We start from the raw sequence: 24,431 nt of genomic DNA, 5'->3' as shown, positions 1-24,431 counted from the left end.
GAACGCTCAACCCAGCGCCGCCACCACGTCCGGCGGCGCCTGCACCAGCTCGATCAGCACACCCTCCCCGGCAATCGGGAACTCGTCGTTGCTCTTGGGGTGAATGAAGCAGATGTCGAAGCCCGCAGCCCCGCGGCGGATGCCGCCGGGAGCGAAGCGCACGCCGTGGGCCGTCATCCATTCCACTGCCTTGGGCAGGTCGTCCACCCACAGCCCCACATGGTTGAGCGGGGTCGTGTGCACCGCCGGCTTCTTGTCGGGATCCAGCGGCTGCATCAGATCCACCTCCACCCGATGCGGACCGCTGCCGATGGTGCAGATGTCCTCGTCCACATTCTCACGCTCGGAGGTGAACTGCCCGGTGACCTGCAGCCCCAGCACGTCCACCCAGAGGCGCCGGAGCGCCTGCTTGTCCGGCCCGCCGATGGCGATCTGCTGGATGCCCAGGATGCGATAGGGTTTGTTGCTCATCTCAGGCCTCTTCACTCGAAGCGCAGGATCGGCTGATCCACCGCCAGGCTCTCACCGGTCTTGGCCAACACTTCGGCCACCTTCACGTCCTGGCTGGCGGTGAGGATGTTCTCCATCTTCATCGCTTCGATCACCGCGAGACGCTCGCCCGCCTGCACTGTCTGCCCCGGCTGCACAGCGATGTGCACCAGCAGCCCCGGCATCGGCGACAGCAACTGCTTGCTGGTGTCCGGCGGCGCCTTGTAGGGCATGAGCTGATGCAGCTCCGCCGCCCGCGGCGACAACACCGTCACCTCGATGGCCCGTCCGTTGTGCTGGATGCGATAGGCCAGCGGCGCCTTGGGCGTGCCGCGCTCGGCCTGCGCAGTGAAGGCCAGGCCATTGACCGTGCCGCTGATGCGGATGTCATTGAGCCGCGACTGGCTGACGATGCGGTACGAGCCCGCGGCACCGCCCTCGCCCACCGTGACCAGCGCTTCGCCCAGGCTGCCGACATATTCGGTGATGCTGATCGGATGCCGACTGAAGCGCCCGCCGCCTTCGTTCACCACCGCCACGTAGTCCGTCTCCACCTTGACCTCATGGCCGGGCAACTGGCCACTGATGCCCGCTTCCCGCTCCCGGGCCTTGCGTCGAATGAATCCGGCCAACGCCACCAGGAAGTTCGGATCTTCGTGCGGCACATCCTCCGCATGGAAACCGCCCGCATAGTGCTGCGCGATGAAGCCGGTATTGAAATGCCCCGCCTGGAAATCCGGATGCGCCAGCAGCGCCGACTGGAACGGGATGTTGCTGGAGATGCCGCGGATCACGAAGCCGTTGAGGGCCTCCCGCATCTTGGCAATGGCATCGGCGCGGTCGGTGCCATGCACGATGAGCTTGGCGATCATCGAGTCATAAAACATCGGGATCTCGCCGCCTTCATAGACGCCGGTATCCACCCGCACGCCGAAGCGCTCCGGCTGCGCCGCCGCCATCGAGGTCTCCGGCGGCTGGTACTTCACCAGGCGGCCGGTGGAGGGCAGGAAGTTGCGGAACGGATCTTCCGCATTGATGCGGCATTCAATGGCCCAGCCGTCGCGCTTGAGGTCTTCCTGACGGAAAGACAGGCGCTCGCCGGCGGCCACGCGGATCATCTGCTCCACCAGATCCAGCCCGGTGATGCATTCGGTGACCGGATGCTCCACCTGCAGGCGGGTGTTCATCTCCAGGAAGTAGAAGCTCTGGTCCTTGCCGACCACAAATTCCACCGTGCCGGCGCTCTGATACTTCACTGCCTTGGCCAGCGCCACGGCCTGCTCGCCCATGGCGCGGCGGGTGGCCTCGCTGATGAAGGGCGACGGCGCTTCCTCGATCACCTTCTGATGGCGGCGCTGGATGGAGCATTCCCGCTCCCACAGATAGACCACCTCGCCGTGGCTGTCGCCGAGCACCTGGATCTCGATGTGGCGCGGCTCTTCGACGAACTTCTCCATGAAGACGCGGTCGTCGCCGAAGCTGTTGCGGGCCTCGTTGCGGCAGCTGGTGAAGCCTTCGAAGCATTCCTTGTCGTTGAAGGCGACGCGCAGGCCTTTGCCGCCGCCGCCCGCACTGGCCTTGATCATCACCGGGTAACCGACCCGCTGCGCGATCTGCACCGCCTCTTCCGCCGACTCGATCGGTTCGTTGTGGCCGGGGATGGTGTTGACGCGAGCCTCGCCGGCGAGTTTCTTCGAAGCGATCTTGTCGCCCATCGCCGCGATGGAATAGTGCTTGGGCCCGATGAATACGAGGCCTTCCTCTTCCACGCGCCGGGCGAAGTCTTCGTTTTCCGACAGAAATCCGTAGCCTGGATGAATGGCTTCGGCGCCGGTCTGACGGGCGGCGGCCAGGATCTTGTCCGCCACCAGATACGACTCGCGCGATGGTGCGGGCCCGAGCAGCACGGCCTCATCGGCCAGTTCCACATGGCGGGCTTCCTTGTCCGCCTCCGAATACACCGCCACCGTCGCAATGCCCATGCGGCGGGCCGTCTGGATCACGCGGCAGGCGATCTCGCCCCGGTTGGCAATCAGAATCTTTTTGAACATGGCTTTCCCTGTTCCTCAGTGCCTCTCAGCACACACAAAACCAAACAAATGCGCCACCCCCACCCAGCCACGCCTGCGGAACTGGCTTTGCCAGGCCGCTGGGCGGCGCCCCTTGGGGGCAGGAGCGCAGCGACTGGGGGGCCCATCCTCCAGCTACGGCCGCGGAACCGGCTTTGCCGGGCCGCTGGCCGGCGCCCCTCGGGGGCAGGAGCGCCAGCGACTGGGGGGCCCATCCTCCCGGCGCCCCTCGGGGGCAGGAGCGCCAGCGACTGGGGGGCACCATCGCTACAAAGGAATGTTGCCGTGCTTGCGCCAGGGGTTGTCGAGCTGCTTGTCTTTGAGCATGACCAGCGAGCGGCAGATCCGCTTGCGCGTCTCATGCGGCTGGATCACGTCATCAATGAAGCCCCGCGCGCCCGCCACGAACGGATTCGCAAACCGCGCCTTGTATTCCGCCTCACGCGCCGCCAGCTTGGCCGGATCGTTCTTGTCCTCGCGGAAGATGATCTCCACCGCGCCCTTCGCGCCCATCACCGCAATCTCGGCATTCGGCCAGGCGAAGTTCACATCGCCACGCAGGTGCTTGGAGCTCATCACGTCATACGCGCCGCCATAAGCCTTGCGGGTGATCACCGTCACCTTCGGCACGGTGCACTCGGCATAGGCATACAGCAGCTTCGCCCCATGCTTGATGATGCCGCCGTACTCCTGGCTGGTGCCCGGCATGAAGCCCGGCACATCCACAAAGGTGATCACCGGAATGTTGAAGGCATCGCAGAAGCGCACAAAGCGCGCCGCCTTGATGCTGCTGCGGATGTCCAGGCAACCGGCCAGCACCAGCGGCTGGTTGGCCACGATGCCCACCGTCTGCCCCTCCATGCGGCCAAAACCGGTGATGATGTTCTTCGCATTCTCGGGCTGCAGCTCGAAGAAGTCGCCGTCGTCCACCACCTTCAGAATCAGCTCCTTCATGTCGTAGGGCTTGTTCGGGTGGTCCGGCACCAGCGTATCCAGCGAATGGTCCAGACGGCTGCCGGGGTCGCCGCTGGGGCGGCACGGCGCCTTTTCGCGGTTGTTCAGCGGCAGGTAGTTGAAGAAGCGCCGCAGCATCAGGATGGCTTCGACATCATTGTCCAGCGCCAGATCCGCCACGCCGCTGCGGCTGGTGTGGGTGGTGGCGCCGCCCAGCTCTTCGGCGGTGACTTCCTCATGCGTCACCGTCTTGACCACTTCCGGCCCGGTCACAAACATGTAGCTGGAGTCCTTCACCATGAAGATGAAGTCGGTCATGGCCGGCGAATAGACCGCGCCACCGGCGCACGGCCCCATGATCATGCTGATCTGCGGGATCACGCCGGAGGCCATCACATTGCGCTGAAACACCTCGGCATAGCCGCCCAGGGAAGCCACACCCTCCTGGATGCGCGCGCCGCCGGAATCATTCAGGCCGATCACCGGCGCGCCAACCTTCATGGCCTGGTCCATCACCTTGCAGATCTTCTCCGCATGGGCCTCGGACAACGCGCCGCCGAAGACGGTGAAGTCCTGACTGAAGGCAAAGGCCAGCCGCCCGTTGATCATGCCGTAGCCAGTGACCACGCCGTCGCCGGGGATGCGCTGGTCGGCCATGCCGAAGTCGACGCAGCGGTGCTCGACAAACATGTCCCACTCTTCGAAGGTGCCGTCGTCAAACAGCAGGTCCAGCCGCTCGCGGGCGGTCAGCTTGCCCTTGGCATGCTGGGCCGCGATCCGGCGCTCACCCCCGCCCTGGCGCGCCTGCTCGCGCTTGTTTTCCAGCATCTGTTGAATGTCATGCATCTGCGTTGTCTCCGGAGAATCGTGCAAGCAGCTGGCGGGCCGCCGTCGAGGCGGCCAGCCGGCCATCCAGCACCTGGGCCAGGGTCTCGTCCATCACCTGCCGGACGGCCGGGGCGGACAGGAACTGTTGCTGCAGGCCGGCCTGGATGCGTTCCCACATCCACGCCCGGGCCTGCTGGCGACGCTTGTGATCGAGCGCGCCGTTGTGCGTCTGAAGCGTTCGGAATTCGCTGACGGCCGACCAGAATTCGGCCAGGCCCTGCCCTTTCAGGGCCGACAGCCGCATCACCCGCGGCTGCCAGTTCGCGGCGGCCACCTCGTGCGGCGTGCGCCGGTGCATGCCGTAGAGCCGCAGCGATGAGGTGATCTGCGACTGCGCCCGCGTGGCGGCGGCATCATCCAGATCGGCCTTGTTGATCACCACCAGGTCGGCCAGCTCCATCACGCCCTTCTTGATCGCCTGCAGGTCGTCGCCCGCATTGGGCAGCTGGAGCAGGCAATACATGTCGGTCATGCCGGCCACCGCCGTCTCGCTCTGGCCGACCCCGACCGTCTCCACGATCACCACGTCATAACCCGCCGCTTCGCAGACCAGCATCGCTTCGCGGGTCTTTTCCGCCACGCCGCCGAGCGTGCCGCTGGAGGGACTGGGGCGGATGTAGGCGCGCTCGTCCATCGAGAGGCGTTCCATGCGCGTCTTGTCTCCGAGGATGGAGCCGCCAGAGACGCTGCTGGACGGATCGATCGCCAGCACCGCCACGCGGTGTCCCTGATCGATCAGCGACAGCCCGAGCGCTTCAATGAAGGTGCTCTTGCCCACCCCCGGAACGCCGGAGATGCCGAGGCGAAAGGAGGTCCCGGTGCGCGGCAGCAGTTCGGTGAGCATTGCATCGGCCTGCGCGCGGTGCTCCGCCCGGGTGGACTCCAGCAGCGTGATGGCCTTGGCCATGGCCCGGCGCTGGCGTGGACCGGGACCGGCCAGCACGCCGTCCACCAGCGCGGTGAACGCGGGTGTGAGCCCGGGAGGCAGTTCGGCGCGCATCGCCGTCAGACCGCTGCGGTGGCCTTGCGGATCTGTTCCAGCACGTCCTTCGCGCTGGCGGGGATGGGCGTGCCCGGGCCGTAGATGCCCTTCACGCCGGCCTCATAGAGGAAGTCGTAGTCCTGCGCCGGAATCACGCCACCGACAAAGACGATGATGTCGTCCGCGCCCTGGTCCCGCAGCGCCTGGATGATGGCCGGCACCAGCGTCTTGTGACCGGCGGCCAGGGTCGAGACGCCCACGGCATGCACGTCGTTCTCAATGGCCTGGCGGGCGCATTCCTCCGGGGTCTGGAACAGCGGGCCCATGTCCACGTCGAAGCCCAGGTCCGCATAGGCGGTGGCCACGACCTTGGCACCACGGTCGTGACCGTCCTGGCCGAGCTTGGCAATCATCACCCGCGGGCGGCGGCCCTGCGCCTCGGCGAAGTCCTTGATTTCGCTTTGCAGGCGTTCCCAGCCTTCCGCCGAGTCATAGGCCGCGGCATACACGCCGCTGACCTTCTGCGTGTCGGCGCGGTGGCGACCGAAGACCGCTTCCAGCGCATCGGACACCTCGCCCACCGTCGCCCGCAGGCGGATGGCGCGGATGCTCAGATCCAGCAGGTTGCCCTGGCCGCTACGGGCAGCCTCGGTCAGCGCCTGGAGCGCTGCCGTCACCACCGCGCCGTCACGGGTGGCGCGCAGCTGCTGCAGGCGGGCGATCTGGCTGTCGCGGACCTTGACGTTGTCCACCTCCAGGATCTCCACCGGATCTTCCTTGGCCAGCCGGTACTTGTTGACGCCGACGATCACATCCTTGCCCGCATCAATGCGGGCCTGCTTCTCCGCCGCGCTGGCTTCGATCTTGAGCTTGGCCCAGCCCGAATCCACCGCCTTCGTCATGCCGCCCATCGCATCCACTTCCTGGATGATGGCCCAGGCCTTGTCGGCCATGTCCTGGGTGAGCGACTCCATCATGTAGCTGCCGGCCCAGGGGTCGATGACGCTGGTGATGTGCGTCTCTTCCTGGATGATCAGCTGCGTGTTGCGGGCAATGCGCGAACTGAATTCGGTGGGCAGGGCAATCGCCTCGTCCAGCGAATTGGTGTGCAGCGACTGGGTGCCGCCAAACACCGCGGCCATCGCCTCGATGGTGGTGCGCACCACGTTGTTGTAGGGGTCCTGCTCGGTCAGACTCCAGCCGGAGGTCTGGCTGTGGGTGCGCAGCATCAGGCTCTTGGGATTCTTCGCGTTGAAGCCCTTCATGATCCGGCACCAGAGCAGGCGCGCCGCCCGCATCTTGGCAATCTCCAGATAGAAGTTCATGCCCACGGCCCAGAAGAACGACAGCCGGCCGGCGAAGTCGTCCACATCCATGCCTTTGGCAATGGCGGTCTTCACATACTCCTTGCCGTCCGCCAGCGTGAAGGCCAGCTCCAGCGCCTGATTGGCACCGGCTTCCTGCATGTGATAGCCGCTGATGGAGATCGAGTTGAACTTCGGCATGTGCCGGGCGGTGTACTCGATGATGTCGCCGATGATGCGCATCGACGGCTCGGGCGGGTAGATGTAGGTGTTGCGGACCATGAACTCCTTGAGAATGTCATTCTGGATGGTGCCGCTGAGCTGCGCCTGCGAGACGCCCTGCTCCTCCGCCGCCACCACATAGCCCGCCAGCACCGGCAGCACGGCGCCGTTCATGGTCATGGAGACGGACACCCGGTCAAGCGGAATGCCGTCGAACAGGATCTTCATATCCTCCACCGAGTCGATGGCCACGCCGGCTTTGCCGACGTCGCCGGTCACCCGCGGATGGTCGGAGTCGTAACCCCGGTGGGTGGCCAGGTCGAAGGCCACCGACACCCCCTGCCCGCCCGCCGCCAGCGCCTTGCGATAGAAGGCGTTGCTCTCTTCGGCGGTGGAGAAACCGGCGTACTGACGGATGGTCCAGGGCCGCACCGCATACATGGTGGCCTGCGGTCCGCGCAGGAAGGGCTCGAATCCGGGCAGCGTATTGGCATGGGGCAGGCCCTGCACGTCTTCCGCGGTGTAGAGCGGCTTGACCACCAGGCCTTCCGGCGTGTGCCAGTTCAGCGCCTCCACATCCCCGCCAGGGGCCGACTTGGCGGCGGCCTTGCGCCACTGTTCCAGAGAGACGGACGCGAACTCGGGAACCTCTTGCGGGGCGGCGGGAAGCCTGGATTCGTCAGACATGAAAGCTATCTCCTACGGCGACGGCGATCATAGCGCCCCGCTTATTCATAATTATGAATTCAGGATTTGACTACACTCTGACAACGACGGGGCGGATGGACCTGCACTTGCGCAAAAAACGGTGCGGGTGTCGCCCGCCGATGCTGCTTCCGTTTGTGGCTACCGCCGCCCCTCTCTCTTATATATGTCATCCGTTCCCTCGTCGCAGTCGCCGCCCCTGGCCCCGCGCGCCCTTTATGAAGAGGTGGCGGAGCGGCTGCGTCAGCGCATCTTCAACCGCGAGCTCGAGCCGGGCAGCTGGATCGACGAGCTGAAGCTGTGCGCCGAGCTGGGGATCAGCCGCACACCCCTGCGGGAGGCCTTGAAGGTGCTGGCCAGCGAGGGCCTGGTGACGATGCGGGTGCGCCGCGGCGCCTACGTCACCGAAATGTCGGAGCGGGATGTCCGGGAGGCCTATCAGCTGCTCTCCCTGCTGGAAAGCGACGCCGCAGCCCAGGTCGCGCGGCAAGGTTCGGAGGCGGATCTGGCGGAACTGCAGGCGCTGCATGACGCGCTGGAAGCGTCCCTTCCCCACCGCGATCAGTTCTTCGCCGCCAATGAGCGCTTCCATCTGCGCATCGTTGAACTGGATGGCAACCGCTGGCGCCTGCAGTTCATCACCGACCTGCGCCGGGTGATGAAACTCAACCGGCACCATTCCCTATTCATGCAGGGCCGGCTGCAGGACTCGCTGCAGGAACACCGCGACATTCTTCACGCTTTGTTGCAACGAGACCCCGAGACCGTGGCGCGTTTGATGCGTCTGCATTTTGAGCACGGCCTTCAGGCGACCGGCCATACCCCCCAGGACCCTGTGCAATAACGCACACGATCGGCCTTTGCCGATTCATGCCGGGACACCCCATCGAAAAGGTCGCTGAAACCTTATCAGCGGCGACATAAACCCCGGTCGCTATATATCAGGCCTCAGCAACATTCCTGATATGAGACTTTTGTCACGCCGCCATTGGCGCGGCGTGGGCCTGCGCTCCTGCATCGCCCGGGAAGGCCGATGAACAGGGCAAAGCGCAAGATCCCCACCCCCCGCATCCACGGGCTGTACGCAGCGTCCGTAACCGTGAACTGAGGCCGACAAGACCGCCTTTTGTTTGCTTCAACGTAAAGACAAGCGCCATACCATTTCTGAGCTGGCTCAAGTTTGTCAATTCGTGTCCGAAAACCGAATGACGGGAGCCGGTCGCTCGACCCCCCTGCAGTTTCAGATCGACAACGAGCGCCTATGGGCGCACCGGCCCATAGCCCACGGAGTTTCAAAGATGGCATCGCTCATTACCAACCTGTCCACCGACCAGATTCAGACGCTGACGTCCACCACGCTCGCGCGCCTGACCAGCGAGGACTGGGCGGCGTTCACCACCGATCAATTCCAGGCCCTGACTACCGAGCAGTTCGCCACGCTCGGCACCAAGGCTGTGTCGTTCTTCACGACGAGCAACATCGCCGCCATCCAGTCGGAAGACCTGCAGGTGCTGAGCACGGCGGCCATCCGTACCCTGACCACCGAGCAGCTCAATGCCCTGGGGTCCGACCAGTTCGGCGCCATGACCACCCGTCAGGTGGGCTCGCTGACGACGCAGCAGGTGCGCAATCTGGAGTCGGACGACCTGAATGCGCTGGCGTCGGACCAGATCCGCTCGCTCAGCAGCCAGCAGGTGGCCGCCATCTCCACCTCGCTGATCAGCACGCTGACCTCCGAGGACCTGCAGGCGCTGAAGACCGACCAGATCCGCGCCCTGAGCTCGTCCCAGGTCGCCGCCATTTCGACCGACGGCGTCGCCGCCCTCGGCACCCAGCAGGCTGCTGCGATCTCCAGCACGCAGGCCGCTGCCCTGAATTCCGACCAGACCGCCGCGCTGACCTCGGACGCCGTCAAGGCCCTGAGCACCGCCGCCGTCCATGCCCTGGGTACCGACCAGGTCGGCGCCCTGAACTCCAGCCAGGTGGCGGCACTGACCACCCAGCAGATCGCCGCGCTGACCACCGGCCAGATCCGCCAGCTGAGCAGCGAAGACATTTCGGCGCTGGACACTACCCAGATCCGCGCCATCACCACCCAGCAGATCGCCGCCCTCTCCACCGACCAGATGGGCGGCCTGGCCAGCGACGATGTGCAGGCCCTGTCGACGGCCCAGGTCCGCGCCCTGAGCTCCAGCCAGCTCGGCGCCCTGACCTCCGACTCGATCGAGGCGATGAGCTCCGGCCAGATCGGCGCCCTCACCTCCACCCAGGCCAAGGGGCTGACGACCGACCAGATCGCTGCCATCGGCACCGATGACATCAAGGCCATCTCCACCACCACGCTGCGTTCGCTGAGCACCGATCAGGTCCAGGCCCTGGGCTCCGACCAGGTGGCCGCGATGAGCTCCACCCAGGTCGGGTCGCTGACGACCGCCCAGGTGCAGGTGCTCTCCACCGACGAGCTCAATGCGCTCGACAGCAGCCAGATCCGCGCGCTGGGCACCGCCCAGATTGCCGCCCTGTCCACCAGCCAGGTGCAGGGCATGGAAAGCGCCGACGTGCAGGCGCTGACCACCGGTCAGATCAACGCCCTGAGCTCGGCCCAGGTCGCCGCGCTCTCCACCGAAGCCATCGTGGCGCTGACCTCGGGTCAGGTCGCCTCGCTGACCAGCAAGCAGCTGCTGGGCCTCTCCACCGACCAGGTGGCCGCGATCGAATCCGGCGACCTGCGTGCGATGTCGACCAACGCCCTGCGTTCGTTGACCACGGCCCAGTTTGACGCCCTGAATTCCGACCAGGTCGGCGCGCTGACCACCCAGCAGGTGGCCGCCCTGACGACCGGTCAGGTGGCCGCCATGGCCACTGATGACCTCAACGCCCTGGGCACCGGCCAGATCCGCGCCCTGAGCACCGCCCAGGTCGCCGCGCTGACGACCGACCAGGTCCACGGCATGGAAAGTGCCGACCTGCAGGCCCTGTCCACCGGCCAGGTGCAGGCCCTGAGCTCCGGCCAGATCGCCGCCCTGACGAGTGACAACGTCGCCGCCCTGACCTCCGCGCAGGTGGCCACCCTCAGCACCCGCCAGATCGCCGGCATGACCACCGACCAGGTCGCCGCCATCGAGACCGGTGACCTGCGGGCCATGTCCACCGCCGCCATCCGCTCGCTGACCACCGACCAGTTCAATGCCCTGGGCACCGACCAGGTCCAGGCGCTGAGCACCGGCCAGGTCGCCGCGCTGACCACCGGCCAGGTGGCCGCGATGTCCAGCGATGACCTCAATGCCATGGGCTCGGCCCAGATCCGCGCCCTGGGCACCGCCCAGATCGCCGCGCTGACGACCGACCAGGTCCACGGCATGGAAAGCGCCGATGTGCAGGCGCTGACCACCAACCAGGTCGCCGCCCTCAGCTCCGCCCAGATGGGCGCGCTGTCCACCGACAACGTGGCCGCCCTGAGCTCGACCCAGGTGGCCGCCCTGAGCACCAAGCAGATTGCCGGCCTGACGACCGACCAGATCGCCGCCATCGAGACGGTCGATCTGCGGGCGATGTCCACCGCCGCGATCCGCTCGCTGACCACCGACCAGTTCGACGCCCTCGGCTCCGACCAGGTCGCCGCCCTGAGCACCGGCCAGGTGGCTGCGCTGACGACCGGCCAGGTGGCCGCCATGTCCAGCGACGACCTGAATGCGATGGGCTCGGCGCAGATCCGCGCCCTGGGCACCGCTCAGATCGCCGCGCTGACGACGGACCAGATCCACAACATGACCAGCGAGGACGTGCAGGCCCTGACCACCGCGCAGGTGCAGGCCCTGAGCTCGTCGCAGATGGCTGCGCTGGCGACCGACAACGTCGCCGCCCTGTCCTCGTCGCAGGTGGCGGCCCTCGGCACCAAGCAGGCGGCCGGGCTGAGTACCGACCAGATCGCCGCCATTGAAACCGGCGACCTGAAGGCCCTGACCACCGCTGTGATCCGCTCGCTGGACTCCAGCCAGCTGGACGCCCTGGGCTCGGACCAGGTGGCTGCGCTGAACACCGCCCAGGTGGCCGCGCTCAGCACGACCCAGGTGAGCAACCTCTCCAGCGATGACCTGAACGCCCTCACCAGCGGCCAGATCCGTTCGCTGTCCACCGCCCAGGTCGCTGCGCTGACCACCGCGCAGGTCAGCACCATGACCAGCGAGGACGTGCAGGCCCTGACCACCAACCAGATCGCCGCACTGAGCTCGGGTCAGGTGGGTGCGCTCTCGACCGAGAACATCGCCGCCCTGAGCTCGTCTCAGATCGCGCCGTTGAACACCAAGCAGGTGGGTGGCCTGACGACCGACCAGGTCGGCGCCATCGAAACCGTGGATGTGAAGGCCCTGTCCACCCAGGCCCTGCGTGGCCTGACCACCGACCAGGTGGCCGCCCTCACCTCCGACCAGGTCGCCGCGCTGACCACTGCGCAGGTCGCCGCCCTGAGCACCCAGCAAGTGGTGGCCCTGGGCAGTGAAGACCTGAATGCGCTGGGCACCGCCCAGATCCGCGCCCTGGGCACCGCCCAGATCGCCGCGCTGACGACCGACCAGGTCCGCGGCATGGAAAGCGCCGATGTGCAGGCCCTGACCAGCGGTCAGGTGGCTGCGCTGAGCTCCACCCAAATCGGCGCCCTGTCCACCGACAACGTGGCGGCCCTGACCTCCACCCAGGTTGGCGCGCTGACCAGCAAGCAGGCCCTGGGCCTGACGACCGACCAGATCGCCGCCATCGAAACCGGCGACATCAAGGCCCTGTCCACCACCGCCCTGCGCGCCCTGGACAGCAGCCAGCTGGATGCCCTGGGCTCGGACCAGATCGCCGCCCTGAGCACCACGCAGGTGGCCTCGCTGAGCACCGGCCAGATCTCCACCCTCGCCAGCGATGACCTGAACGCGCTCACCAGCGCGCAGATCAAGGCCCTGAGCACCGCCCAGGTCGGCGCGCTGACGACCGGTCAGGTCTCGACCATGACCAGCGACGATGTCGCCGCGCTGACCACCAACCAGCTGCAGGCTCTGGGTTCCGCCCAGGTCGGCGCCCTGAGCACCGATGCCATCGTGGCCCTGGGTTCGACCCAGATCGGCTCGCTGACCACCAAGCAGGTCGCCGGCCTGACGACCGACCAGATGGCCGCCATCGAAACCGGTGACCTGCGCGCCCTGAACACCGCCGCTCTGCGCTCGCTGACCTCCGACCAGCTCAATGCCCTGGGGTCCGACCAGGTCCAGGCGCTGACCACCACCCAGGTGGCCTCGCTGGGCACCGGCCAGGTCTCCGCGCTGACCAGTGACGACCTCAATGCCCTGACCAGCGGCCAGATCCGCGCCCTGGGCACCGCCCAGGTGGCGGCGCTGACGACCGGTCAGGTCAACACGATGGAATCGGCCGATGTGGCTGCGCTGGCGACCAACCAGGTGGCAGCGCTCAGCTCCGGCCAGATGGGTGCCCTGAGCACCGACGCCATCGTCGCCCTGAGTTCCACGCAAGTGGCCGCCCTCAGCTCGAAGCAGGCCGCTGGCCTCTCCACCGACCAGATCGCCGCGCTGGAATCGGCCGATGTGAAGGCCATCACCACCAACACGCTGGCGTCGCTGACCTCGGCGCAGCTGGAGGCGATGAATTCCGACCAGATCGCCGCGCTGAGCACCCAGCAGGTCGCCGCGCTGACGACCGGCCAGGTGAGCAACCTCACCAGCGACGACCTGAACGCCCTGACCAGCGGCCAGATCCGCGCGCTGACGACCCAGCAGGTCGCGGCCCTGACCACCGGTCAGATCAGCACCATGACCAGTGACGACGTCCAGGCGCTGGCGACCAACCAGGTCGCTGCCCTGAGCTCGGCCCAGGTGGGTGCACTCGCCACCGATGCGATCGAAGCACTGACCTCGGGTCAGGTCGCCGCACTGACCAGCCGTCAGGTCGCCGGTCTCACGACCGACCAGATGGCCGCCTTTGAAACCGCCGATCTTCGGGCCCTGAACACCGTCGCCCTGCGCGCCCTGACCAGCGACCAGCTGCAGGCGCTCGGGACCGACCAGGTGCAGGCGCTGACGACCGCCCAGGTCGCCTCGCTGACGACCGCGCAGGTCAGCCAGCTGGCCACCGACGACTTCGCCGCCCTGACCACCGGTCAGCTGCGTGCGCTGACCACCGCCCAGGTGGCTGCGCTCAGCAGCGCCGAGCTGGATGCCCTGGGCAGCGACCAGATCGCCGCCCTGGCGACCAGCCAGGTGGCCGCGCTGACGACCGCCCAGATCTCCACCCTGGCCAGCGACGACCTGAATGCGCTGACCAGCGGCCAGATCAAGGCCCTGACCACCGCCCAGGTGGCCGCGCTGACCACCGGTCAGATCAACACGATGGAATCGGCCGATGTGGCCGCCCTCGCCACCAACCAGATCGCCGCGCTGAGCTCGGCCCAGGTCGGTGCGCTGGCCACGGACGCCATCGTCGCGCTGAGCTCGCTGCAGGTCGCCGCCCTGACCACCAAGCAGGTGGCGGGCCTGACGACCGACCAGATCGCCGCGATCGAAACCGGTGACCTGAAGGCCCTGACCAGCACCGCCCTGCGCGCCCTGGACAGCACCCAGCTGGAGGCCCTGGGCTCCGACCAGGTGCAGGCGCTGACCACCGCCCAGGTGGCAGCCCTGACGACCGGCCAGGTGAGCACGCTCTCCAGCGACGACCTGAACGCCCTGACCAGCGCCCACATCAAGGCCCTGAGCACCGCCCAGGTGGCCGCGATCACGACCGCCCAGGTCTCGACCATGACCAGCGACGACGTCGCCGCCCTGACGACCAACCAGGTCGCCGCCCTGAGCTCCGGCCAGGTGGGTGCGCTCGCCACCGATGCGGTGGTGGCGCTGACGTCGAACCAGGTCGCGGCCATGACCAGCAAGCAGGTCGCCGGCCTGACGACCGACCAGATGGCCGCCATCGAAACGGGTGACCTGAAGGCGCTGTCCACGACCGCCCTGCGTGCGCTGACCACCGACCAGATCGACGCCCTGGGCTCCGACCAGATCGCCGCGCTGACGACCGCCCAGGTGGCGGCGCTGAGCACCGGCCAGCTCAGCAGCCTGTCCAGCGACGACCTGAATGCGCTGACCAGCGCCCAGATCAAGGCGCTGAGCACCCAGCAGGTGGCCGCACTGACGACGGCGCAGGTCTCCACCATGACCAGCGACGACGTCGCCGCGCTGACCTCCCAGCAGGTTGCCGCGCTGAGTTCCGGTCAGGTGGGTGCGCTGAGCACCGATGCCGTGGTGGCGCTGAGCTCCGGCCAGATTGCTGCGCTGACCAGCCGCCAGGCCGCCGGCCTGACCACGGACCAGATCGCCGCGATCGAGACCGGAGACATCAAGGCCCTGACGACCAACACGCTGCAATCGCTGACCTCCACCCAGCTGGATGCCCTGGGCTCCGACCAGGTGGCGGCGCTGAGCACCCAGCAGGTGGTCGCCCTGACGACCGGCCAGGTGAGCAACCTCTCCAGCGACGACCTGAATGCGCTGACCAGCGCCCAGATCCGGGCCCTGACCACCCAGCAGGTCGCGTCCCTGACCACCGCGCAGGTCGCCAACATGACCAGCGAGGATGTCCAGGCCCTGGGCACCAACCAGATCACCGCGCTGAGCTCGGCCCAGGTCGGTGCGCTGGCGACGGACTCGATCGAGGCCCTGACCTCCGGCCAGGTCGCCGCGCTGACGAGCCGTCAGGTGGCCGGTCTCACGACCGACCAGATGGCGGCCATCGAATCGGCGGACCTGAAGTCGCTGAACACCGTCGCCCTGCGCGCTCTGACCAGCGACCAGCTGCAGGCGCTGAGCACCGACCAGGTCCAGGCGCTGACGACCACGCAAGTGGCGTCGCTGACGACCGGCCAGGTCAGCCAGCTGGCAACCGATGACTTCGCGGCCCTGACCACCGGCCAGCTGCGTGCGCTGACCACCGCCCAGGTGGCATCGCTGACCAGCGCCGAGCTGGAGGCCCTGGGCAGCGACCAGATCGCCGCCCTGGCCACCAGCCAGGTCGCTGCGCTGACCACCGGCCAGATCAGCAACCTGACCAGCGACGATCTGAACGCCCTGACCAGCGCCCAGATCAAGTCCTTGAGCACCGCCCAGGTGGCGGCGCTGACGACCGGCCAGATCAACACGATGGAAACGGCCGATGTCGCCGCCCTCGCGACCAACCAGGTGGCAGCGCTGAGCTCCGCCCAGGTGGGTGCGCTGGCGACCGACGCGATCGAAGCGCTCAGTTCCCTGCAGGTGGCCGCCCTCGGTACCAAGCAGGTGGCGGGCCTGACGACCGACCAGATCGCCGCCATCGAAACCGGCGACCTGAAGGCCCTGACGACCACGGCCCTGCGCAGCCTGACCAGTGACCAGGTCAATGCCCTGGGCACCGACCAGGTCCAGGCGCTGACCACCGCCCAGGTGGCTGCGCTGACGACCGGTCAGATGAGCAACCTGGCCAGCGACGACCTGAATGCCCTGACCAGCGCGCAGATCCGAGCGCTGACCACGGCCCAGGTAGCTTCGCTGACCACCGCGCAGGTCTCCAGCATGACCAGCGAGGACGTCGCCGCCCTGGCCTCCAACCAGATCCAGGCACTGAACTCGGCGCAGGTCGGCGCGCTGGCCACCGATGCGGTGGTGGCGCTGAGCTCCACCCAGGTGGCGGCCCTGACCTCCACCCAGGTGCTGGGTCTGACGACCGACCAGGTGGCGGTGATCGAAAGCGGTGACCTCAAGTCGCTCTCGACCGTGGCCCTGCGTGCCCTGACCAGCGCCCAGCTGGAAGCCCTGGGCAGCGACCAGATCGCGGCCCTGACGACGAACCAGGTCAATTCGCTGACCACCGCGCAGATCGCCAACCTGACCAGCGACGACCTGAATGCGCTGACCAGCGGCCAGATCCGTGCCCTGACCAACGGCCAGCTGCAGGCGCTGACCACCGCGCAGGTCTCGACGATGACCAGCGACGACGTGGCCGCGCTGACCAGCACCCAGCTGCAGGCGCTGAGTTCGGCCCAGATCGGCGCCCTGAGCACCGAAGCGATCGTGGCGCTGAGCTCGGTCCAGTCGGCGGCCCTGACCTCGACCCAGGTCGATGGTCTGACCACCGACCAGATGGCGGCCTTCGAGACGGTGGACCTGCGCGCCCTGAGCACGCTGGCGATCCGCTCGCTGGACAGCGCTCAGCTCGAGGCCCTGGACTCCAACCAGATCGCCGCGCTGAGCACCCAGCAGGTGTCGGCCTTCTCGACCCTGCAGGTGAGCCAGCTCGCGACCGATGACGTCGCGGCGCTGACCTCGGCGCAGGTCGTGGCCTTCAGCTCGGCCCAGCTCCACGCCTTCACCACCGACCAGGTGGCGGCGCTGGACACCGGCGACCTGGCCGCGATCAGCAGCAGCAACATGGTGGCCTTCGGCTCGGCCGACTTCGAAGCCTTCAGCTCGGATCAGATCCACGCGCTGACGGCCTCGCAGTGGGGCGCGGTGAGCAGCACGCAGATCGTGGGCATCGAGACCGCCGACATCGGCGCGATCACCACCGCCGGCATCCATGCCCTGAGCACGGCCGCGGTCCACGCCTTCAGCACCGACCAGATCGCGGCGCTGACGACCGATCAGGTCCATGAGTTCTCGACCGCACAGATCCGCGCCCTGGGCACCGACCAGATCGCCTCGCTGACGACCGACGACATCACGGCCCTGACCAGCCAGCACTTCGCGACGATGACCTCGGCGCAGATCCATGCCCTGACGACGGACCAGATCGTGGCCTTCGGTTCCGAAGACATCCACGCGCTGACCTCGATCCAGGTGCAGGGCCTGAGCACCGACCAGCTCATGGCGATGAGCTCGGATCAGTTCATCGGTTGGGACACGCAGGACCTGGCGGCGATGAACATGCAGCAGTCGCTGGTGATCACCTCCGAGCAGATGGCCGGCTGGAGCGACGCGCAACACAACGCGCTGTTCCTGTCCACGCCGATCATGCTGGACCTGGACGGCAACGGCATCCAGACGCTGTCGGCCAGCCAGGGCGTGCACTTCGACCTGAACAACACCGGCCACAACGACAAGTGGGGCTGGGTCGGCGGCAACGACGGCCTGCTGGTGATGGATCTGAACGGCGACGGGAAGATCAACAACGGCGGTGAACTGTTCGGGGCGGGCACGGTGGTGAACGGCCAGAAGGGTGCGGACGGCTTCACGGCCCTCGCCACGCTGGACAGCAACCACGACGGCCACATCAACGCGCTGGACGGCAACTTCAGCAAGCTGCAGGTGTGGGTGGATGCCAACCATGACGGCAAGACCGACGCGGGTGAACTCAAGACGCTGGCGGACCTGGGCATCAGCGACCTGAACCTGAACGCGGCCAAGGGCACCGACGTGCAGAACGGCAACGTGATGGGTCTGGTCTCCAGCTTCACCAAGTCGGATGGCACGACGCACGAGATGACCGACGTCTGGCTGGCCAAGGACGGCAGCACGCAGACCGCTTCGAGTACGGCGCATACGCCGGCCCTGGGCGACCTGCTGGCCGCACCGAGCACCCACCTGCTGGGCGACCCGGGCACCTCGGCCACCTCGGCAACAGGTACCCCGGCCACCACCTCGGTGACGACGGCCACCACCGGCACGGTCCACCATGACCTGCTGGCGGCGCTGTCCAAGCCGAAGCTGGATGAAGAGAACGGCAACGGCCCGCTGATCTGAGCGGTTTGACGCCCGGGGGGCTGGAAGGCCCCCGGCCCGGGTCGCGAAAGCGCCCGGGCCGTGAGAAATTCAGCCCTTCGGGGCTTCGGCCGCCGCGTGCGGCCGTTTGTGTATTCGTTGGCACTCTGACAATGGTTCTGACATCGGTGTTCACCACCGCCTGACCCTGGATCGCTTGACCGCATGGCCACCTTCGACGTCTCCGCCCTGACACCGGAACAGATCGGCGCCCTGACCACCGCCCAGCTCAACACGCTGACGGGTGAGGAATGGGCGCTGCTGACCGCTGCCCAGGTGGTGGGACTGACGACCTATCAGGTGCATGCGCTCACGGCGCGGCAGCTGACCTCGCTGGCGTCGGGCCAGCTGTCGGCCATGGAACTGACCGACGTCCAGGCGATCCACACAGCGGCCATCCGCACGCTCGGCACCCTGACGGTCCAGGCCCTGACCTCGGACCAGGTGCATGCGCTGACCACCGAGCAGATTCCGGCCCTCACCATCGACCGGCTGCGGCGGCTGGACAGTGCGCAGTTCAGCGCGCTGGACAGCACCCAGATCCAGGCGCTGACCTCCGTGCAGGTGCGCGGCCTGAACAGCACCCAGATCGGGCTGCTGGCCACCGATGAAGTGGCCGCGCTGACCTCTCAGCAGGTCAAGGCCCTCAGTACCGATCAGCTGGGCACCTTGAGCACCGACCAGCTGCAGGCGATGGACACCGCCCAGATCAACACGATCAGCGGCAACCAGAGCAAGGGGCTGACGGCCGACCAGCTCAACAGCCTCACCAGTGACGCGCTGCATGCGCTGAACACGCAGGCGGTGCGCTATCTCACCACCACCGCCGTCTCGCATCTGAGCTCGGACGCGCTGGTGTCCCTGGATTCCCGCCAGATCGGCGCCCTGACCAGCCAGCAGTTCCGCACCCTCAGCACCGACAATCTCGCTGCGCTGACCACCGAGCAGATGAGCGCGGTGGGCACGCTGCAGATCAAGGCACTGAACACCGCCCAGGTGGCGGCGCTGGAGGCGGAAGACCTGGGCGTCATCGGCACCAAGGGGCTGCGGGCGCTGGATTCGACCCAGCTGGCTGCCCTGAGTTCCGACCAGCTCAATGGCCTGACGGGCCAGCAGGTGGCGAGCCTCACCTCGCTGCAGCTGGTCGGGCTGCGCACCGACCAGCTCCCGTCCTTCAGCACCGATGAACTGCGCTCGCTGAGCAGTGCCGCCCTGGCCGGCCTGCGTCCGGACGTGATGGCGGCGATGACGCCGGAGCAACTGGCAGCGCTCAAGACCTCGCAGATCCAGTCGATCACCACTCGGCAACTGGCGGCTTTTGATACGGACGATCTGGCCGCGCTGACCACCAGCCAGATCCACGCCCTGAGTTCCAGTCAACTGGCCGCCCTGTCCGGCAGCCAGCTGCATTCCCTGAGCACGGACGACCTGGCGGCTCTGAGCAGTACAGCGCTCAAGGGCCTGAGCGGCGCCCAGCTCGCCGCCCTGGACCCCTCCCAACTGGCGGCCCTCAGCAGCAGCCAGGCCGGCGCCATCGGCACCCGCCAGCTCAGTGATCTGACGTCGGACCAGCTGGTCTCCCTCAGCACCGGCGCCATCCAGGCGCTGTCCACCCGCGTGGTGGCCACGCTGACCACCGATCAGCTGGACCTGCTCAGCACCGATCAGCTGGTGGCACTGACCTCCGCCCAGGTGCGTGCGCTGACCACGGTCCAGCTCTCCGCCTTGACGCCGGACGACCTCAACAGCCTGACGACCAACCAGTTCTCCGCCTTCAGCTCCCAGCAGTTCCGCGGGCTGACGACGGAGCAGGTGTCACTGCTGCAGTCGGAAGACTTCGGCGCCCTGTCGGGCACGGTGATCCGCTCGCTGAGCACGGCGCAGATCAGTGCGCTGGATGTGTCGCTGGTCGGTGGCATCACCACCGCCCAGTCGCAGGTGCTGAATTCCGGCCAGATCGCCGCGCTGCGCCTGGACCAGATCACGGCGCTGAGTACTGAAGCGCTGGCTGCCATCAACACGCTGGCGATCAAGGGCCTGACGTCCGACCAGTTCGACGCACTGGGCGTCAATGCCCTGACCTCCCTGCGTACCGGTCAGTTGGCCGCCCTGAGCACGGCCCAGGTGCGGGACCTGGATCACGATCAGCTCAATGCGCTGGGGACCAGCCATTTCCAGGCGCTGACGTCCTTCCAGATCGCGGCGATCAGCAGCAATGAAATCGGCCAGCTCGCGCCGGAGATGCTGGCTGCCATCAAACCGACCTACCTGGCGGTCCTCGGGGCCACCCAGATCGGCCAGATGACGCGCGAACAGTTTGGCGCCTTCGGCAGCAGCCAGACCGGACAGCTCAGCACCGCCCAGGTGGCGGCCATGACGCCGGACCAGATCGACGCGCTCTCCAGCCAGGGCGTGATCGGCCTGAGCGTGACGGCCGTGCAGGCGCTCAGCACCAGTCAGCTCAATGCCCTGGTCGACTCGCAGATCGATGCGATGCGCACCAATCAGGTCGCCGCCCTGACCACCGCCCAGCTGGCGGCCTGGTCCCAGGCCGATCTGAATGCGATGAACACGGCGCAATATGCGGTGCTGTCATCTCGCCAGATCGGGGCACTGACCACCGACCAGATCGCCAACCTGGAGCTGGCGGATGTGGCCGCCATCAGCACCCGGGCGCTGGCCGGATGGAACTCGGCCCAGATCGCCGCCCTGAGCGGCGACAGTGTCGGCAGCATGACCGATGCGCAGCTGGCAACCCTCACCTCCCGCCAGATGATGGGCATGACGGTGGACCAGCTGGACCACCTCACACCGGCGCAACTGGCCAAGATTTCCAGCACTGCGCTGCTGGGCCTGGGCAGTGACCAGTTTGCATCGCTGGACGGCGCGCAGATGGCCACCTTGTCGGCCAAGCAGATCGCGGCACTGACGTCGCTGCAGATCGCGGCGATGCCGACCGATGTGCTGCAGGCCCTGACCACGGTGCAGTTCGCCGCCCTGCGCTCGGCGCAACTGGCCGCGCTGGATGCCAGCCAGATCGCCGCCCTCGAAACCCAGGACCTGGCCCAGTTGCACACGACCGCGCTGCGGGCCCTGTCCACCGACCAGATCGGCTGGCTGACCCTGGATCAGATCCAGGCCTTGAACACGGGGCAGGTGGCCGCACTAACCTTCCAGCAGGCCGCGGCGATGCACACCGACCAGATCGCCGCGCTGGACACGCATCAGGTCGCCGCGCTGACCAACGTGCAGGTGCTCGCCTGGACGAGTGACCAGATTGCCGCGCTCGATCCGCAGGACATCGCCCTGCTGCCGGGCCGCGCCATCCGGGTGATGGACGCCGGCGACTTCGCTGCACTCAACACCGACCAGATGCACCTGCTGACCAGTGCGCAGGTGGCCGAACTGACGCTGAACCAGCTCTCCGGCTTCGCGACCGAAGATTTCGCGGCGCTGGGCTCTGCCGCCATGCGCGGCTTCAGTTCCGCCACGCTCAATGGCCTGGGCACCGACATGATTGCGGCGCTGGGCTCCGACCAGATCAACGGCCTGAGCACCCAGGTGCTGCGGGCCCTGCATACCGAGCAGATTGCGGCCCTGAACACCGACGCCATCCAGGCGCTGGACAGCCGCGACATCGTCGCCATGACCAGCCAGCAGATGGCGGCGATCTCGTCGGACGGCTTTGCGGTGATGTCCAGCGAAGACCTGACCGCCCTCACCCGCGACCAGGCCAAGGCGCTGACGCTGGACCAGATCCACGCGATCACCAGCGACGCCGTCATCGGCCTGGAAACGCGTGATCTGGCCGCCCTGAACATGGACCAGGTGCTGGCCTTCAACACCGACGCGCTGCACGCCATGACCGGCAAGCAGCTGGACGCGCTCTTCCTGGCCACCCCGATCATGCTGAACCTGGACGGCGCGGGGCTCTCGACCGTGTCTGCCGAGCATGGCGTGCTCTTTGACATGAACGGCACCGGCCAGCAGCAGCAATGGGGCTGGATGGCCAGCGGCAACGGCCTGCTGGCGCGCGACCTCAATGGGGACGGGGTGATCAACTCCGGCGCCGAGCTGTTTGGCTCCGGCACGGTGCTGGCCAACGGGCAGCATGCCGCCAACGGCTACCAGGCCATGATGGCCATGGACAGCAACCACGACCACAAGCTGACCGCGGCGGATGCCGGTTTTGGGGAACTGCGGATCTGGGCGGATGCCAATGGCAACGGCAAGACCGACGCCGGGGAACTCAAGACCCTGGCGCAGCTGGGCATCGTGGAGCTGGACCTGAATGCCCAGAGCAGCGCGGCGCAGGACCACGGCAACGTGCTGGGGCTCATCTCCGGCTACAAGACCGCCGATGGGGTGACGCATCAGATGGCGGACGTCTGGTTCGCCAAGAGCGGCACGACGGTGCAAGCCGCTGATCTGCTGGCGGCGCCGGCGCACGAGGGGCTGGATGCCGGTGGGCTGCTGTCGAGTGCGGTGTCTTCCCCGGCGACCTCGGCCGCGGCTTCGGTGACGGCCGTGGCCGCCGCGGCGGCCGCCCACACGGCAGCCTCGGCGGACAGCGCCCACGTCTCCCTGGGACACCCCCTGCTGATGCGCAAGCACCCGGATGACGAGACCGGCGCCTCGCCGCTGATCTGACGTCCAGCGCCCCGTCCGGCGCTGATCCGCCGGCGTCCCGTGGCCCCCGTCCATGCCTGATCCTGCCGCGACAAGAGATGCGCGGAGGGAATCCGGCTTTTCGCCGCTTGCCCTGGTTCACCATCGCGACACAATGGTCCTGAAGATGCCCCTTCCCTGGCTGGCTTTGGCCGGCCCAGGCCGCGGGGGCCAACCGGAAGGACGACGCGTTGAAAACTCTGTGCATCGAGGGCTGGCGGGGGGTGAATCACTCCATCGCCATGGTCAACCAGAACCAGATCCTGGAGATGGCCAAGGACCCGCGCTTCCAGCTGTTCCATCGGGATGCGCCGTTCTTCATGCCGCACTGGGACCGCAGCAAGCTGGACTCCGGCTTCTCGGCGGAGGAGCGCGCCGTCATCGACGGCCTGCCGGACCCCGGCGACCAGGTGATGGACACCGTGCTGCGCATCGCCTCGCCGGTGCGCCTGAACCATCCGGAGCTGGCGCGCCGCCACCTGACCTTTGTGGTCACCGAATTCGGCCTGAGCGGCAAGAGCTTTGATCCCCCCGAGCTGGCGCCAGCCGCCTTCACCCAGGGCGACGACCAGGTGATCACGCCCACCCGCTGGTCCAAAGCCCGGCTGGTGGAGTACGGATTTGATCCGGACAAGGTGCAGGTGGTCCCCCACGGCTACAAGACCGACACCTTCTTCCCGATGACCGAGGAGCAGCGCCAGCAGGCGCGTGCGGCCTTGAACATCCGCCCGGAAGAGACGGTGTTCACCAATGTGGGCGTGGCCACCTGGAACAAGGGCATCGACCTGCTGCTGCTGGCCTTCGCGGAACTGCGGCTGTCGGGCCTGCCGGTGCGGCTGATCCTGAAGGACCACCAGGGTCTGTATGGCATTTCGGTGGAGCGGGTGTTCGCCGAGATGACCGCCCGCGCGCCGCAGCTGGGCCTGCCGGTGGTGCGGGACGGCATTGCGGTGCTCTCCACCAGCCTGAATCTGCCGCAGATCCGCTCGCTGTATGCGCTGTCGGACGCGTATGTGTCGCCGTATCGCGCCGAGGGCTTCAACCTACCGGTGCTCGAAGCCATGGGCTGCGGCACCCATGTGATTGTCAGCGGCGGCGGCGCCACCGACGACTTCACGCCGCCCGAGCTGTGCCACCGCCTCTTCACCCGCCCCGGCACCCCGGCCGACGCGCCCCAGCCGGTGGGCGGTGCCTTTGTGGTGCCGGACCTGGAAGACCTGCGCGAATCCATGCTGCAGGTGGTGGAGAAGCGCCTGCCGCCGCCCGCCCGCCGGGAAGCGGCCCGCCAGCGGCTGTCACAGCGCTTCTCCTGGGCCCAGGTAACCCGGCAGTTGCTGGATCTCTGCTGAGCCGCCGGCCCTCCGCCTCCTGTCCG

General features: G+C 67.3%; 9 protein-coding genes. 4 read left to right on the top strand and 5 right to left on the bottom strand.

Going from position 1 to position 24,431, the window contains the following annotated elements; translation table 11 throughout:
* Positions 1 to 6: 6 nt before the first annotated feature.
* The 5 genes from FHS28_RS01450 to scpA form a co-directional block, all read right to left on the bottom strand.
* Positions 7 to 471 (bottom strand): VOC family protein, encoded by a 465-nt coding sequence (locus tag FHS28_RS01450; protein ID WP_088449418.1) that lies wholly within the window; start codon positions 469 to 471, stop codon positions 7 to 9.
* Between the two features lie 11 nt (positions 472 to 482).
* Positions 483 to 2,540, bottom strand: a complete 2,058-nt coding sequence (locus FHS28_RS01445; protein WP_088449419.1) for an acetyl-CoA carboxylase biotin carboxylase subunit — start codon at positions 2,538 to 2,540, stop codon at positions 483 to 485.
* A gap of 285 nt (positions 2,541 to 2,825) precedes the next feature.
* Positions 2,826 to 4,358 carry an acyl-CoA carboxylase subunit beta gene (locus FHS28_RS01440; RefSeq protein WP_088449420.1) on the bottom strand — a complete coding sequence of 511 codons (1,533 nt, stop codon included), beginning with the start codon at positions 4,356 to 4,358 and terminating at the stop codon, positions 2,826 to 2,828.
* On the bottom strand, positions 4,351 to 5,400 hold the full coding sequence (gene meaB, locus FHS28_RS01435) for a methylmalonyl Co-A mutase-associated GTPase MeaB (protein WP_088449421.1): 1,050 nt from the start codon (positions 5,398 to 5,400) through the stop codon (positions 4,351 to 4,353). The genes FHS28_RS01440 and meaB overlap by 8 nt, the downstream gene beginning before the upstream one ends.
* Before the next feature lie 5 nt (positions 5,401 to 5,405).
* A complete protein-coding gene (gene scpA, locus FHS28_RS01430) occupies positions 5,406 to 7,595 on the bottom strand; it encodes a methylmalonyl-CoA mutase (protein WP_088449422.1) in 2,190 nt (729 codons plus the stop codon).
* Between the two features lie 184 nt (positions 7,596 to 7,779).
* Between scpA and FHS28_RS01425 the strand changes: the two genes are divergently transcribed.
* The 4 genes from FHS28_RS01425 (at position 7,780) to FHS28_RS01410 (ending at position 24,405) form a co-directional block, all read left to right on the top strand.
* Positions 7,780 to 8,457, top strand: coding sequence for a GntR family transcriptional regulator (locus FHS28_RS01425; protein ID WP_088449423.1), 678 nt, complete (start codon positions 7,780 to 7,782; stop codon positions 8,455 to 8,457).
* Between the two features lie 454 nt (positions 8,458 to 8,911).
* Complete coding sequence (locus tag FHS28_RS01420) at positions 8,912 to 18,370, top strand: SPM autocatalytic domain-containing protein (RefSeq protein ID WP_088449424.1); 9,459 nt, start codon at positions 8,912 to 8,914, stop codon at positions 18,368 to 18,370.
* Positions 18,371 to 18,553: 183 nt separating this feature from the next.
* The gene (locus tag FHS28_RS01415) at positions 18,554 to 23,038 is read left to right on the top strand and encodes an SPM autocatalytic domain-containing protein (RefSeq protein WP_088449425.1); all 4,485 of its coding nucleotides are present in this window, start codon (positions 18,554 to 18,556) and stop codon (positions 23,036 to 23,038) included.
* 209 nt (positions 23,039 to 23,247) lie between these two features.
* Positions 23,248 to 24,405: a glycosyltransferase family 4 protein gene (locus tag FHS28_RS01410; RefSeq protein WP_184293987.1), complete on the top strand. Its 1,158-nt coding sequence runs from the start codon at positions 23,248 to 23,250 to the stop codon at positions 24,403 to 24,405.
* Positions 24,406 to 24,431 lie beyond the last annotated feature (26 nt).

The sequence above is a fragment of the Roseateles terrae genome (assembly GCF_014192155.1).
Classification (GTDB): Bacteria; Pseudomonadota; Gammaproteobacteria; order Burkholderiales; family Burkholderiaceae_C; genus Roseateles; species Roseateles terrae.
The sequence above is the reverse complement of the archived record's forward strand: the minus strand, read 5'-3'. Positions and strand labels throughout refer to the sequence as shown.